This window comes from Methanoculleus horonobensis, from assembly GCF_001602375.1.
Lineage (GTDB): Archaea > Halobacteriota > Methanomicrobia > Methanomicrobiales > Methanoculleaceae > Methanoculleus > Methanoculleus horonobensis.
On record NZ_BCNY01000015.1, the window covers coordinates 366,601 to 381,537 of the forward strand.

Sequence of the window (14,937 nt, forward strand, 5' to 3'; positions counted from 1 at the left end):
GTAAGGAATCGAATTCCAGCACATTTAAAAGATTATAACAGAATTAGAGCATATTAAACACAGCTTTGCCGTTACAGGGCGATCGGAGTGCAGCCGGAACCGGTTCCGACGGGGATGAGTCGTCGCGCCACCGTACCAACCTATATCAGCAGAATCAGCCATACGGAATACCATGACACCAGAGTGGATCCGCAGGCGAGGCCCCGTCATCCTCCTCGCCGTCTGCATCATCGCCCTCTGTGTGGGGCAGGCCGGAGCCCGCGGGCCGACTGTCCGCGACATCCAGCCTCACGATGCGATCTTCGTCTACGAAGAGGGGCTCGACCTCTCGCAACTCCGTAACGCGACCACGAATAACCCCGTCACGGAGCTGCGGCGATATCAGGACGACAGACCCGACCGGGGAGTCGAGAGAAGCATCCCGGTCGCCGACGACACGAACTTCGAGGTGCAGGAGTTCCAGGTGCGGGAAGACTACGGAACCTACTACGCCTTCAACCCCACGGACGGGGCGACGGGCGAGGTCATGATCCGCGAACCGATGCTCTTCCTCGACGTGGTGCTCGCGAACCCCTACCACAACGAGCCGCTGGAAGGGCTGACCGTCTCCCCGAACACCCGGATAGCGTTCAGGGTCTCCGCTCCCGACGTCGGGGCGTATTACCAGGCGAACGGGGTCTACCCGGCGACGATCGATATCCTGCTCACCACGCCGGGCGGTGCGGAGACGACGAGGATCGGCGGGGTCAACCTGGCCGGGCTGAACGTCAGTTCCACCCGGTTCTACACCGACGACTCCGGCAGACCCGGCGCGGTTCGGCTTGGGGATATCGGCGAACCGGGAACCTACTCCGTCAGAGCGGTATGGAGGATGCCGGCCGGGTTTGACGGCAGTGCTCCCGACTCCAAACCGGTGACGTTCACGGTAGCAAACCGCGTCGGGGTGGATACGACGCCGACGCCCACCGCAACCGTGACGGCCACGCCGACGGCAACTCCGGCGCCGACCACCGCACCCCCGACGACCGTGCCCACGACCGAACCGACAATGACGCCGACACCCACCGCGACGGCGGAACCGGCAACCCCGACACCGACCGCAGCGCCGCTCCCGGCCGCCCTGGCCGTAGCGGCGGTCGGGTTCGCCCTGGCGCTCGCCGGCAGGCGGCGGTAAAAGATCAGCAGAACCGGCAGCCGCAGCCGCCGGCCGCGTCCCTGATGCGGCGGAGGGCGGCCGCCGCCCATCTTGCGACGCCCGGATCGGTATCCTCGAGCGCCTCCATGAGCGCCGGAGCCGCTTCGGCATCTCCGATCATCCCGAGGGTGTAGGCCGCCCACATCCGGAGGCGGGGCTCGGGATCGTCGAGCGCGGAAAGAAGCGGCGGAAGGGCGTCCCGCCCGAGGGTGGCGAGCTCCGCCGCAGCCGTCATCCGGTCGGCAGTCTCTCCGTCGCGGAGAGTCCGGATCAGCGCCCCGGCACCCGCCGTCACGGGGACGTCTTCTCCTCTTCCGGCTCCTCGTCACCCGTAGCCAGGATCTCGTCGAGACCCACGTAGATCGGGAAGACCTCGTGGACACCCGCGAGCAGGAAGACCTTGTAGACATCGGGCTGGAGCGAGCAGAGCGCCATCTCTCCATCCACCCTCCTCAGAGCGCGGAACTTTCCGAGCAGCACCCTGAGACCGCTGCTGCTCATGTAGGCCGCCTTCTCCAGGTTCACGAGCACCCGTTTCCCGCCCCGCGCCAGCACCGCAGAAATTGCCGTATCCAGGCGCTCTGCCGATTCCGCATCGATTCTGCCGTCAACCGAGACGATTGCCGTATCGTCCCGCTCACTGACCGTTACGTCCATGATTTTTATCGGCGTGAAGAGGGGAAAAGCACTCGCTTTTTCACCGGGGCCTGCACCACAGTTACGCTTTTTGAAAAAAGAGGTCAGTGAGTCTGCCGGTAGTAATCCCACGCGTCGATAACGGTCCCGTTTGCAAAGATGCAGACGCCGTACTCGCTGCCGTCGGGGTTCTTCCGGATCTCGTAGGTGTGCCCCTGCTCGATGCACCAGACCGCGGCCGGGTTCGCGATGCCGGCACATGTGCTGCACGCGGTGGAGATCCACGGGACGGCGATGACTTCGACCGGGGTTCCCCACTGCTGGATGGTCATGGTGTCGCGGGCGACTTCCCCGACGAAGGTGAGCCGCAGCCCGTCGACGCGGTAGGTCTCGGCGAGATCGAGCGGGAGGTAGCGCTCCCCGTCGTCGGCGACGATCCCGTAAAATCCGCCCTCGAGGTCGATATAGGTGACCGTCCCGGTCTTTGCGACGTAGGTCGCGTTCCCTGCCCTCTCGATGGCGATGACTTCAACGGGGGTGCCCCACTGCTGGATGGTCATGGTGTTCTCCTTGATCCGGGCGACGAACGTCACGTTCGTGCCGTCAGCCTGCCAAGACTCGTTCAGGTCGAGCGGGAGGTAGTTGCCGTCGTCGGCGACGAGGCCGTAGAACCCACCCTCGAGATCGATGTAGGTGACCGTGGCGTTCCCGGAGACGAGAAGGACGCCTTCAACCAGTTCGATCGACCGGATCTCCACAGGAATTCCCCACATCCCGATCCCCGCGGCATCGTCCTGCACATCGGCGCTGAACTGCACTAAAAGACCGTCCTGCCGGTACTCCGCCGGAAGGTTTCCGGGCAGGAATTTCCTGCCGTCGTCGGTGACGAGGCCGTAGAACCCGCCCTCGAGGTCGATGTAGGTGACCGTAGCGTTCGCCGCGACCGTCCGGCGGGTGTCGCCCGCCGCGATCTCGACTATCTCGACCGGCGTCCCCCACTGCTGGATGGTTGCCGTCTCGCTCGCGGGTTCGACGGCGAACGCGACACGGAGGCCGTCCTGCCGGCATTCTGTCGGGAGGTCGGCGGGGAGGTAGCGCTCGCCGTCATCGGCGACGATCCCGTAGAACCCGCCTTCAAGATCGACGAACGTGATCGTGCCGTTCCCGGAGATGCGAACGGCCGGCTCGTCCTCTCCTCCGGCAGCCATGCACCCGCATGCAGCGACAGCCCCGAAGAGAACGCAGAAGATTACCAGGTAGTTCGGATAGGATCCCGTCATAGGCTTCAACAGAAATACATTACCCGGTCAGAGGTAAGTAGGTTTCCTTAACTACGAACAAATTCGGACTTATTTGACGGGAAAGCCATGTATCGGGTGAAAAAAGGATCGAAGACGAGCGTCAGCGCCCCCCGACGCCGCCGCCCCCAAAGCCGCCGCCACCGCCGAACGACCCGCCGCCACCGAACCCGCCGCTGCCGCCGCCGCTCGACGGCGGGGAGTAGAGGACGATCGGGGCAAAGATCACCGGCATGTTCGAGTAGAGGGGCACCCCGACGTCGGGGAGGTTGATACGCAGGTTCTTCATCGCCTCCTCCACCTTATCGCCGAGGCCGAGCGCCGTCCCGTAGACCAGCCACTCCCCCCACATCGAGAGGTCGGCGGGGGAATACTGCCGGATCAGCGCGAGATCCGAGAGGAAGTAGGAGAACGCGTCCCACTCGAGTTTCTCCTTGTAATGATCGCCCTTCCAGAACCCAAAGAGCGTCGAGGGGTAGAGGGCCGCGATCCCGACCTGGACCGCGGCGACGAAGGAGAGGATACCCGCCGGGATCAGGAGATAAGCCGCTCCCGGCGCGAAGATGAACGCGAGGATGGCAAGCCCGCACGGGATGGCACCGAGGAAGACGAGCGGGAGGATCATCGTCCGGCCGTCCTTGATATACCGGTGGGCGAGCGAGGCGTCCACGTCCCGGGTCAGGCCGGCAAGAGACTGCTGGTATTGCACGATCCGGTGCTGGTAGCCGGGGCTCCGCCGGGCGGTCCGGGCAAACTCCTCGAGTTCGGCGGTGTCCACGACGTGATCGTCGGCGATATTGCCGAGGAAGTTGAGCACCCGCTGCTCGTAGGGATCGGTCGATTCTCCCGAGACGATCCTGACCGTGACGCCTTTGCCGTCCGGCTTCTCCGTCACCACGATCTTCTTCTGCCGGTGAAGATCGAGGAGCGTCGCGTAGAACCCGTCTTCGTCGAAATCAAGTGCGTCGCCCTTGAAGAGGAGGTTCACCTGCCAGGGCTTGAGCGCGGTGTTCGGCGTGAAACTCAGGTACTCCGGCACGGTAAACTCTTTCTCCCTGCCGTAGCGGAGGTAGACGCCGAGAAGAATGAACGGCATCGCGAGGACGAGGACGGTCGCAAGGACGTAGAGGATGTTCGCCGCTGCATAGAGGACCGGAGGCCAGCGGTGAGCGTCAGCCGTCTGCTGCCGCACCTCCGGGACATATTCGGGGAACCCCTCGATCCCTTCCATGAAGGCGGGATCGAGGATCATCTCGATATTCAGCGCGTCGTCCTGCGGGGCGGCCCCCGTGACGACGACGGACTCCGCCGTCCGCTCGACCTCAAGGGTCGGGGGATACGTGTAGACCTCCTCGATCTGCCCGGCGAACGGCAGCGTGATCCGGAGGTTGCGGAAGGAGACGTGCTCGTCCACGAGTTTCAGGTTCAGGTGCGCCCATTCCTCGTCATACTCGATCGGCGGCCGGACGATGTAGCGGTACTCCACCGTGTAGGTGCCCGGGGCGAAGTAGCCGGGGTTGTAGAGGCCCACCTCGCTATCGAACGCAAGGCCCCGGATCGCCGAGATATCGGACGGAGTCGGGTTCCCCGCGGCCATCCGCACCTCTCCCCAGTAATCCTTGACGTAGCCGAGGGTTCCGGGTGGGGCGGTCATTCCGACAAACTCGATATGCGGCCGATCGATTGCGGAAAAAGCAAGCGGCGCGTCCCAGTAACGGAAGAGCATCCGGTACTCGCCCGCGGCGCGGACATCGTAGGTGTAGCGCTCGATCAGGGTTCCGTTCTCGTAAAAGACCACATCGTAGTGCTCGACCTCCAGGCTCCCCCGGAAGAGGGCGGGGAGCGCGTTCGCTCCGACGACCGCCAGCACCCCGACAATCAGGGTGACGGCGAGGAGGGTGAGAATCTGCTGCCGCTCGGTTATCCGCATGGTTTATCAGAACGCTATCGTCGGGACCCGTTCGATCTCCTCACCGAACTCCAGGTACTCGAGTTTCTGAAAGCCCATGACGCCGGCGATCAGGTTCGAGGGAACCGTGTCGGTCATGGTGTTGTACTGCTGGGCGATGTTGTTGTAGGTGTAGCGGTGCCGGGCGATCTCGTCCTCGACACCCTGGATCGCACCCATCAGGTTCTGCACCGTCTGGGAGGTCTTGAGATCGGGGTAGTTCTCCGCGACGGCGAGCAGCCGCCCGAGAACCGAGCGGGACTCGCGTTCGAGTTCGTTCAGGTCGCCCGGACCGGCGCTGCCGACGCGCGCGCGCATCTCGGTCACCCCGGTCAGGGTCTCCTTCTCGAAGGTTGCGTAACTCTTCACCGCGCCGAGGAGCTGCTCGATCATGTCCAGCCGCTTCTTCATCGCGACCTTCACCTGCCCGACCGTCGCTTCGGCGGAGTTTTTGAGGGAGAAGAACCGGTTGTAGATGCCGACTGCCGCCGCCACGATGCCGATGACGATCAGCACCACGACGACGATAAGGACAAGGGAGATGATGTCCAATGTTGTCACCATTACTCTATGTGCCCCGCGGCGTATTTAAGGAGTGACCCTTGAAACAGCACGGGGGAGCGAAAAAAACCGATACGGAAGGGATTGGGCGGTTCCCCGCTTTGACCGCGTTTCCACGATAAAACGGCTACTCGGCGATCTCCTCGCCGGAACTCACCATCGCCACGACGTTGCCGTCCGCGTCCCGCAGAAGGGCGTTGTGCCAGAGGATCGGCCGCTCCCGCCCGTCCCGCGTGACGACCGGACTCTCCTCGAACGGCGGAGGCTCGGCACCGCAGGCCACGAGACGGCTGAAGTTCTGCGCGAGCCGCTTCCGCAGCCGCTCGGGGACGACCGTCTCAAACCAGTTCTTTCCTGCGAGATCTCTCTCGGTGTATCCCAGGATCTCGCTCGCCTTCCGGTTGACGAGGTCGATGGTGCCGTCCGCCCGGATCACCGCGATCACCACGCCCGCTGCCTCCAGGTACCCCTGCGCCCGGTCGCGCTCGGCGATCAGGAGAACCTCCGCGGCTGCGCGATCGGTGACGTCCTCGGCGATCCCGAGCATGTACTTCAGCATGCCCCGTGAGCTGAAGATCGGGATCTTCTTCACGGAGAGCGTCCGCCCGCCCCCGATCCGGATCTCTTTCTCAAGGGCGGCCGCCCGCTCCACCAGTTCCCGGTCTCCGTCGGCGAAGAAAGCCGCCATCTCCGGCGGGAAGATCTCCGCAGCCTGTCTTCCCGTCATCTCCTCCTGCGTCAACCCAAGGAACGTCTCGGCGGCCTTATTCGAGAAGACGAAGGTGTTTCCCTCCACCTCCCGAACGAAGACCATGCTCGGGATGTTGTTGACCACCGAGTAGAGGAACGACTTCCACTGGCCCACCCGCTTTGCGGCACGCGCCCGTTCGGTGACGTCGCGGCAGACCATCCGGTAGCCGGTGAAGTCGCCGATCACGTCGTAGACCGGCGTTGCGCTCACCTCGAGGACGACGGGGCTCCCGTCCCGATGGAGCATCGTCCATTCGAAGAGAACCCCCGGTCTTGGTTCGGCTAAAAGTGCGGCAAACTGTTCCCGAACCGGCTCCGCCTTCTCCGGGGGCATGAAGTCGCAGGGTGTCTTTCGGAGCATCTCTTCAGGTGCGTAGCCGAGGATCTCCCGGCTTTTCGGGCTGACATAGGTGAACGTGCAGATCTCGTCGACGTTCAGGATAAGGTCGCTGATGTTCTCGACGAGGCTCCTAAAGAGGAGCTCGCTCTCGCGCAGGGCCTCCTCCGCCCGCCGTCCCTCGGTGATCTCCTCGAGGATGATGGTGACGCCCGGCGCTCCGTCGTTGAAGACGGTGGGGAGGAACTTGATCCTGAAGAAGAGTTCCTCGTCGTGACGCAGGAACCGGAGTTCTTCGGTGACCTCGCGGCCGCCCAGGGCGTCGGTGATCCGGCTCCGTATCAGCGGGTGATCGAACGCGGCGAGCGGCGACGTCTCGATGGAGTTCCCGATGATGTCATCCCGCTCCCTCCCTGAAAACGAACAGACGGCATCGTTCGCCTGGACGATCCGGCGGTCCCGGTCGAGCACCAGCACGAGATCCGACGAGAAGTTGAGCATGGCGGCGATGGGAACCCTCTGCGAGAGGTAGAAGACCTTGGCCTTCCCGTAGGTCTCCATCTCTACCTGGCCCGATACCAGGAGGACATCGAGGTACCGGGAGACGGTGTTTCGATTGATCCCGACGGCGGCGGCAAGATCGGAGACCGACATGCCACGCGGGTGCTCTTTTAAGGCCCGGAGCAGGAGAGAGAGTGCGTCGGTAGTGGGATCCATGTGAAAAGAGTGTTTCGTGCCGGGAGATATAGCGTTTTGCAGTGCTGCATGCTATGTCGCTACACGCAACGCCACACATCAATGCAAGGCAATGGCCGAAAACAATAAATATCCCCCCGATCAACATATGATCCCCAGAGTCGAGAGACGGGGAATCTCTCCGACAAACCGGATCGCGCAGGCACAGCGGTCCGGGCCGGGCCGGCACAGGAACGGCTGGGATCGGTGAACGGAACATTCACCACGCAGACTGCATCAACGTCACGATGCACCGGAAGAGACCCGGTGCACACAGGCACACCTCTCTAGAACACTCATACCGGCACGGTGAACTGCGGCACCGGGGCGGGCGGCACAACCGCCCCGAAACCTCCCCGCAGACACCGGATGGTTATCACACACCCGATAATATCCCTTTTTTTGTTCTCTTCCTCTAAGACGCCCGAAAACAGAGAGCAACATCTATCTTTCATCAGAACAAAAAACTCATCAAATGAGCGGACACGTTGAGATCACCGAGAGACGGGCCAGCAATGTCGATATCATCGCGGTGAAAGGGCGGCTGGACGCAGGCTCCTCGGAGACGGTACAGGAGCGGATCAACAAGGTGCTCGACGCCGGAGGGAGAAACCTCCTCGTCAACCTCTGTGACCTCGACTACATCAGCAGTTCCGGGCTCCGGGTGCTGCTTGCCGCGCTGAAGCGGCTGAAGGCCGACGGTGGCACATTCCGGATCGCCTGCGCACAGCCGCAGATCCTCGAGGTCTTCACCATGGCGGGGTTCCACCGGATCTTCTCGCTCTCTCCCGACGAGGCAACCGCACTTGCCGGATTTCCAGCGGAGTCCTGAGCGGCACCACGGGCGGTAGACCGGCATGGCGTTCTCCGGCTTCGGCGATATGTTCTTCGTGCTCCTGCAGATGATCTGCGTCATCATCGTGGTCGCCTACCTGATCACACGGACGAAGTCGTTTACGCAGGTGCTCAACGGGATCTTCACCTGGAAGGGCCAGGTGACCCTCATCCTCCTCTTCGGAGCGCTCTCCATCTACGGCACCGAGAGCGGCATCACCATCCTCGGGGCCACGGCAAACGTCCGCGACCTCGGCCCCATGGTCGGCGGGCTCGCCTGCGGGCCGGTGGTGGGGCTCGGCGCCGGTCTGATCGGCGCAGCATACCGCTTCTCCCTCGGGGGGTTCACCGCCGTCCCGTGTGCAACCGCGACCATCCTCGCGGGGCTCTTCGGGGGGCTGATCTTCCTCCTTGCCGGCCGCAGATTCATCGGGATGCACGGCGCAGTCCTCTTCGCCGTCGGGATGGAGGCGCTCCACATGGGGATCACCCTCCTCCTCTGCCGGCCCTTCGAGCAGGCGCTCGGGGTCGTTGAGGGAGTGGCCGTCCCGATGATCATCGCCAATGCCACCGGGGTCTTCATCTTCGCGTTCATCATCGGGAATCTGATCGCCGAGCGGCAGACGAAGGATGAGCGCGACTCCTTCCTCTCGGAACTCGAGCGTAAAAAGGCCGAACTGAAGATCGCGCACGATATCCAGATGAGTTTCCTCCCCGAACGGCTGCCGGAAGTTCCGGGCTTCGAACTCGCCGCCCTCTCGCTCCCGGCAAAGGAGGTCGGCGGGGACTTCTACGACGCGATCCCCCTTCCCGGCGGCCGGACAGCCTTTGTCATAGCCGACGTCTCGGGAAAAGGCGTCCCGGCGGCGCTCTTTATGGCGCTCTCGCGGACGGTGCTACGGGCGAACTCGCTGATCCCGCGGAGTGCCCGCGACGCCGTCACCGAGGCCAATATGCTGATAGCCGAGGACGCGAAGTCCGGGATGTTCGTCACCCTCTTCTACGCGGTCGCCGACCCGGGCAAGAAGACACTCACCTACGTCAACGCGGGGCACAACCCGCCGCTCCTCTTCCGGCCGGGCAGCGGCCGGCCCACAGGGCTGAAAGGAACCGGGATCATCCTCGGGGTCATGCCGGAGGCCGAGTACGGCGAGGAGACGATCCATCTTGTGAGCGGCGACCTCGTCCTCCTCTACACCGACGGCGTCACCGAGGCGATCAACCCCGATGAAGAGCAGTTCGGGGAGGAGCGGCTGATAGAGACCGCCTCGGCCTCTCTTGACCTGCCGCCGGCCGAGATCGTCGAGAGAGTCCGCGACGCGGTCATGGCGTTCTCGGGCGACGAGCCGCAGTTCGATGACCTGACCCTCATGATTCTCCGGGTGGTCTGATGGCGGAACTCACCGTGCGGGCGGAACTCGGCGCACTCACGGCGATCGCCGACTTCCTCGCGGAGACGCTCGCCGGATGCGGCGACGAGCTCGTCTTTGCGATCCAGCTTGCCGTCGACGAAGCCTGCAGCAATATTGTCCTTTACGGGTATCCCGGGGAGCCGGGATCGATCACGATCGCCTGCACCGCGGACGACGACACCGTCCGCGTGACGATCACCGACGACGGCGTCCCCTTCGACCCGCTCACCGCCCCGCCGCCGCCTCTCGACGTTCCCGTGGAAGAGCGGCCGATCGGGGGGCTCGGGATCCACTTCATCCGGACGGTGACGGACAGCGTGGCCTACGCCCGCGAAGGTGAGAGGAACGTCCTCTCGATGGAGAAGAAGCGGCCGGCGTCACCTTGAGGCCAGGAGCGGCGACCCGAGCGCCCGGGGGAGATCCACTTTTCTCGTGACCACGACCGCGGACTCTTCGAGCATCAGGTTGACCTGCTCGTGATGCCCGGCAATCCGGAAGTCGGTGCGGAGCGCGACGACCTTCTTTCCAAGGCCATACGCGTACCCCATCTCCCACGAGGTTCCGGAATCGGCGTCCGCGCCGTCGATGACGGCGACGACGGTATCGATCTCGCGGAGCACCGCGGTGTGCTGAGCAAAGATGGCCAGGTGCTCCTCCCGGCACCGGGTGTGGCTCGTGTCACCCACCTCCTGGGGGAGGTAGACGTCGAAGAGGTGCGCTTCGAGGAGGTCGCGGAGCGCAAGGTTGTAGGCCACCTCAGCCTCCGAGAAGAGCGGGGCGGCGAGGTAGACCCGGTAGCAGGCGAACTCCTTCACGTCGATCGCCGGGATATCCGGGAACCTGGCGAGAAACGCCCCGCGCCCGGGCTGTTTCTCCGACGAGTAGTAGGTGGCGTTCACCCCGCAGGTCGGGGAGGAGTCCACCCCGACGATGGCGATGGGGGGCTCCCCGCGTTCCCGTATCGCGGCACGGACCTCTGATTCGAGCCCATCAAGGAGCGCGGCAAACTCGTCGGTCGCGAGCCGCTCGACGAACGAACCCGGCGGGCGGTCGGCGCCGAGGTAGATCGTCTCCGGGCAGGGGAGTGGGACCATCTCGATCGAGAAGCGCCGGCACCGCTCTACAGCCCGGCCAAAATAGCGCAGGTCCTCATCGGTCGTTATCCCGCGGGCGCGGCACCCGGGGTTCTGGATGCAGGGAGCGACGAGCACGTACATTGATAGTACCTCGACGGCGTACCATAACAAGACAGATGATACCGCTCTACGCCTACCGGGACGATACCTGCGACCCCCGGAAATGCACGGTGAAGAAACTCGCCCGGCGCGGGCTTGCCCGGATCGCAACGAGCATCGCAAAGATCCCCCGTCAGACCCTCCTCCTCGACCCGACGGCAGAGCAAGCGGTCTCCCCCCCCGACCGGAACCTCCCCTCGATAACAGCGCTCGACTGCTCCTGGGAGGTGCTCGATACCGGGGCGGTCGCCTCCTGGCGCAACCGCCGGGCGCTCCCCTTCCTGGTGGCCGCAAACCCGGTGAACTTCGGCCGCCCGTTCCGGCTCACCTCGGTGGAGGCGATGGCCGCAACCCTCTACATCCTCGGCGAGAAGGAGCAGGCGCATGACGTTCTCGCCCCGTTCGGGTGGGGGCTCCGGTTCCTCGAGGTGAACGCCGACCCCCTCGAGGACTACTCGCGGGCAAAGGACAGCGCCGAGGTCGTCGCTATTCAGGCGCTGTATATGTAGCCGGAACCCCGGCGCTCGGGAAGAAGAACCGGCCGGTCAACGTCGTATCGGTGATGGTTGCGGCAGGGGAGGAAGACCGCCGGATCCGGGTTCTCATGGAAGAGACCGGGACGCTCGGGGTGCGGGTGCACGAGTTTCGGAAGGTGGTGGCCGTCCGGGAGAAGGAGACGGTGCCGGTCAGTCTCGGCGGCAGGGTGTACCCTATCCGGGTGAAGACCTCGACCGTGAACGGCCGCGTAATCGCAGAGAAATCCGAATACGACGACCTCTCCGCGATCGCACGGGAAGAGGGCATTCCCCTCAGGTTCGTGGACGAGGAGGTCAGGCTACGCATATCGGAATGGAAAAGAGAACGCGCCACCATTAGAGGGGGTGCAGGGGGTGGATGCCCACCCGACCACCCAAACGCGGCAAATACCGCACGCGACGAGTGAGTTCGAGCACATCCCTCCGGGACGTGCCCCACTCGCGTCTACAGTTCTCTCATGTCACCGGGGTAATAGTTCCCCAAGATATTAGATGATGCATGCGATATTTATACAATTCTATTTCGTATCGGCGATCAGCCCCCGTTTTTGCCTCGATTCGCCAAAAACCTTTTGAGCCGGGCGACGTTCCGGGAAAAGTTCCCACAAAGCGGCTCCAGATAGCGAAAAAAAGGATATTTCGACACCATTCGAGGGAGACGATCGTTCTCCGCCTTCACCCGCGAGACCCCTGCCCGAGAAGGCGCATCATCACTCCCGCATCCTCGAAGATCGCATGATCGCTGTTGAAGAAGGTGTGCACCCGCTCCTGATCTCTCCCGGGCCCGTCCCTGATACCCACGAGTTCATCCCCCGTGTGGTCTGCCGGTACAGGCCTTGCCGACCGCAGCCGAAGGCACTCCGGAGACCGGCAGGGGCGGCCATTACGCCTCCTTTCACCAACAATCCTGTAAAAATAGAGTATATTTAATAATTCTCCAGTATAACTCCGGTTATGCGCATACCTGCATATATTGCCGCCCTTCTCATCACCGTCGCGGTGCTCGGGGCAGGCTGCACGGAAGAGAACCGGCCCCCTGTAGGGGAGGACGGGGAGGCAGTTCTTCTAGAGGCCGTCGCCGGGATAAACGGTGAACTCGCGTCGGTAAGAGCCTCGGCAGGCGAGAGTGCACGGGTACTCGGCGAGGCCGGGCTCACGAGCGCCGCCGGGAAGGAGGCGGTGCAGCAGGCGATGCTGAACCACCCCTATACGGAGTCGACCCTGGTGGTGACGAACGACGGCATCGTGGCCATGGCCGTGCCCGATAACTACGCCGACACGGTAGAGAGCGACATCTCGTCCCACCCGGAGACCGCGCGAGCGGTGCGGGAGCAGGTGCCGCTCGTAAGCGAGGTCTTCCCGCTTAAAGAGGGATACGCCGGGGTTGCCCAGAGTCATCCCATCTTCGGGAAGGGAGGGGAGTACCTCGGGTTCGTGAGTATCGCATACCGTCCCGACGCCCTCATCGGCCGGATGGTTGCGCCCCTGACGAACGCCACCCCGTACGATATCTGGGTGACGCAGACCGACGGGCGGGTTATCTACGACACGACGCCCGAAGAGATCGGGAAGAACCTCTTCTCAGACCCTGCATACCAGTCCCCGACCCTCCAGAGGGTCTTCTCCCGAATCGTCACCGAACCCTCGGGATCGCTCGAGTACTCGTTCTGGGACCGGAACTGGGAGCGGAACGTGACGAAGGAAGCAGTATGGGGAACCGCCGGCATCGACGGGGCGGAGTGGCGCGTCGTCGTCACCCGGAGCCCTGGTGCGGAAGAGGTGCCGACCGCAGCCGGCGAAAGGCCGCCTGTGGCGGATGCCGACGACGAGATGAAGGCCTTTGTCGCCGAGGCGGCTCTCTATGCACGTGAGCACGGACGCACCGAAGCCATTTCCGCCTTCAACGACCCGGACGGCGATTTCGTCAGGGACGAGCTCTACATCTTCGCCTACGACATGAACGGCACCGTTCTCGCCCTCCCCTTCCAGCAGGGGTTCATCGGCACCAATCGCAGCGAGGTGCACGACTCGAGCGGGGTTGCCTACATCGCCGGGATGAGCAGGCTTGCAGCGGAAGGCGGCGGCAGCATCTGTTATCTCTACCCGAACCCTGCGCGGGAGTACGCCGAAGAGCTCAAACTCGGCTACGTCCTCCCCGTGGACGAGACCTGGTTCGTCGGCTCAGGAACCTACATCCCCGCGGTCGGGACTGAATTCGACACGGAGGTCAGGGAGACGCTCGTGCAGCGGGTGAAGGCTGCACGGGACTACGCGCAGGAGCACGGAAAAGAGGCGGCGTGCGCCGCGTTCAACGACCTCTCCGGCGACTTTGCCGACGGCGGAGCGTATATCTTCGCCTATAGAACGGATGGAATGACACTCGCCCTCCCGTACCAGCCGGAATACATCGGGGAGAACCGTTTCGACCTCGAAGACCGGTACGGTGTCCGGGTGATCCTGCTCGAGACCGTCGCCGCAGAGAGCGGAGGCGGGTTCGTCTATATCACCTACTATAACCCCGAGACCGGGCTCGACGAGTTGAAACTCTGCTACGTGGCCCCGGTTGACGAAGAGTGGTTCGTCGGCTCGGGCGTATACGCCGGGGCGTAACCGGAACCTTCCTTTTTTTATCGCCTAATAAAACCCGGGCACCAGAACGTAGAGCGCCCAGCCCATGTGCTCGCGGCCGTAGCCGAAGTACTCGTCCTGGATGCGATGGAGGTAATCGACCATGAAGTCGCGGTCGGGGTGACCGGGGTGCTCGCCGAGCCAGGAGAGGATCGACTGCCAGATCCCCGACTCGTAGCGATCCCAGTCGTCCGCGCTCGACCGGACGACGGCGGCGACGTCGAGCCCGGCATCCCGCACAATACCCAGGATCTCGTACTCGGTCGGGATCTCGGGCCACTCCCGGGCAAAATCAGGTGGGACGCGGCTGGATTGCCAGTAACGGTCGCCGATAACGATGGTTCCCTCGTCGTGAACCAGGTCGAGGAGAGCGTCGAGCGTCGCCGAAAACCCGCCCCGGATATGGGACGCACCGATCGAGGCGGCACGGTCGAACGGTTCGTCGGGGACGTAACTACGGGCATCCATGCACCGGACACGGAGCCGGTCGTGAAGCCCCGCAGCCCGGAACGTCTCCTCCGCCCGCCGGCAGGCATCCTCCCGGGCCTCGATCCCGAGGCCGGATATCCCGTACTCGCGCCCCCAGAGAGCAAGGATCGTACCGTTCCCGCACCCGACCTCCACGACGCGGGAGCCTTCCTTGAGCCCCGCAGCCCGGCCGGCGGCGAGCACCTTCTCCGGGGTAGTCGGGTTCATGATCGCGAGCGTTCCCTGGGTTATACTGACGAGTTCGTTCTGCTCCATCTTCGGGGGTCCTCCGGGCGCCTGGCCTGTCGTACAGGGTATGCACTCCCCGCTTAAATCCCTGCACCCCCAACGGAGGTGCCCAACC

The 14,937-nt window shown here is 63.8% G+C and carries 15 protein-coding genes; 7 read left to right on the plus strand and 8 right to left on the minus strand.

Going from position 1 to position 14,937, the window contains the following annotated elements; translation table 11 throughout:
* Positions 1–172 precede the first annotated feature (172 nt).
* Positions 173–1,174: a DUF3821 domain-containing protein gene (locus MCUHO_RS09515; protein ID WP_067077480.1), complete on the plus strand. Its 1,002-nt coding sequence runs from the start codon at positions 173–175 to the stop codon at positions 1,172–1,174.
* Positions 1,175–1,178: 4 nt separating this feature from the next.
* On the opposite strand, the gene MCUHO_RS09520 is transcribed toward MCUHO_RS09515, so the two are convergent.
* The 6 genes from MCUHO_RS09520 to MCUHO_RS09545 form a co-directional block, all read right to left on the minus strand.
* Entirely contained in the window at positions 1,179–1,490 is a 312-nt protein-coding gene (locus MCUHO_RS09520; RefSeq protein ID WP_067077483.1) for a HEAT repeat domain-containing protein, read from the minus strand.
* Entirely contained in the window at positions 1,487–1,852 is a 366-nt protein-coding gene (locus MCUHO_RS09525) for an STAS domain-containing protein (protein ID WP_067077486.1), read from the minus strand. Before MCUHO_RS09525 ends, MCUHO_RS09520 begins: the two co-directional genes overlap by 4 nt.
* An 83-nt stretch (positions 1,853–1,935) precedes the next feature.
* Positions 1,936–3,111 carry a putative hemolysin gene (locus tag MCUHO_RS09530; protein WP_067077501.1) on the minus strand — a complete coding sequence of 392 codons (1,176 nt, stop codon included), beginning with the start codon at positions 3,109–3,111 and terminating at the stop codon, positions 1,936–1,938.
* 121 nt (positions 3,112–3,232) lie between these two features.
* The gene (locus MCUHO_RS09535; RefSeq protein WP_067077504.1) at positions 3,233–5,059 is read right to left on the minus strand and encodes a DUF2207 domain-containing protein; all 1,827 of its coding nucleotides are present in this window, start codon (positions 5,057–5,059) and stop codon (positions 3,233–3,235) included.
* Positions 5,060–5,065: 6 nt separating this feature from the next.
* Positions 5,066–5,641: a LemA family protein gene (locus MCUHO_RS09540; protein WP_067077506.1), complete on the minus strand. Its 576-nt coding sequence runs from the start codon at positions 5,639–5,641 to the stop codon at positions 5,066–5,068.
* A 124-nt stretch (positions 5,642–5,765) separates the two neighbouring features.
* Positions 5,766–7,442 (minus strand): PAS domain S-box protein, encoded by a 1,677-nt coding sequence (locus tag MCUHO_RS09545; RefSeq protein WP_067077509.1) that lies wholly within the window; start codon positions 7,440–7,442, stop codon positions 5,766–5,768.
* Between the two features lie 493 nt (positions 7,443–7,935).
* Here MCUHO_RS09545 and MCUHO_RS09550 point away from each other — a divergent pair, with 493 nt between their 5' ends.
* From MCUHO_RS09550 to MCUHO_RS09560, 3 genes are read left to right on the plus strand one after another with little or no spacing between them, the layout of a single operon-like run.
* Positions 7,936–8,292 carry an STAS domain-containing protein gene (locus MCUHO_RS09550; RefSeq protein WP_067077511.1) on the plus strand — a complete coding sequence of 119 codons (357 nt, stop codon included), beginning with the start codon at positions 7,936–7,938 and terminating at the stop codon, positions 8,290–8,292.
* 25 nt (positions 8,293–8,317) lie between these two features.
* Positions 8,318–9,685: a PP2C family protein-serine/threonine phosphatase gene (locus MCUHO_RS09555; protein WP_084385987.1), complete on the plus strand. Its 1,368-nt coding sequence runs from the start codon at positions 8,318–8,320 to the stop codon at positions 9,683–9,685.
* Positions 9,685–10,092 (plus strand): ATP-binding protein, encoded by a 408-nt coding sequence (locus MCUHO_RS09560; protein ID WP_067077514.1) that lies wholly within the window; start codon positions 9,685–9,687, stop codon positions 10,090–10,092. The genes MCUHO_RS09555 and MCUHO_RS09560 overlap by 1 nt, the downstream gene beginning before the upstream one ends.
* Here the strand turns inward: MCUHO_RS09560 and MCUHO_RS09565 are convergent.
* Complete coding sequence (locus MCUHO_RS09565) at positions 10,084–10,923, minus strand: nucleoside 2-deoxyribosyltransferase (protein WP_067077517.1); 840 nt, start codon at positions 10,921–10,923, stop codon at positions 10,084–10,086. The genes MCUHO_RS09560 and MCUHO_RS09565 overlap by 9 nt on opposite strands.
* 35 nt (positions 10,924–10,958) lie before the next feature.
* Between MCUHO_RS09565 and MCUHO_RS09570 the strand changes: the two genes are divergently transcribed.
* From MCUHO_RS09570 to MCUHO_RS09580, 3 genes are all read left to right on the plus strand, one after another.
* Positions 10,959–11,450 carry a DUF367 family protein gene (locus tag MCUHO_RS09570; protein WP_067077520.1) on the plus strand — a complete coding sequence of 164 codons (492 nt, stop codon included), beginning with the start codon at positions 10,959–10,961 and terminating at the stop codon, positions 11,448–11,450.
* A complete protein-coding gene (larC, locus tag MCUHO_RS09575) occupies positions 11,348–11,884 on the plus strand; it encodes a nickel insertion protein (RefSeq protein ID WP_084385988.1) in 537 nt (178 codons plus the stop codon). The genes MCUHO_RS09570 and larC overlap by 103 nt, the downstream gene beginning before the upstream one ends.
* Before the next feature lie 547 nt (positions 11,885–12,431).
* Positions 12,432–14,087 carry a cache domain-containing protein gene (locus MCUHO_RS09580; RefSeq protein WP_067077529.1) on the plus strand — a complete coding sequence of 552 codons (1,656 nt, stop codon included), beginning with the start codon at positions 12,432–12,434 and terminating at the stop codon, positions 14,085–14,087.
* 24 nt (positions 14,088–14,111) lie between these two features.
* Here MCUHO_RS09580 and MCUHO_RS09585 read toward each other — a convergent pair whose 3' ends face one another.
* A complete protein-coding gene (locus MCUHO_RS09585) occupies positions 14,112–14,849 on the minus strand; it encodes an SAM-dependent methyltransferase (protein ID WP_067077532.1) in 738 nt (245 codons plus the stop codon).
* Positions 14,850–14,937: the final 88 nt, after the last annotated feature.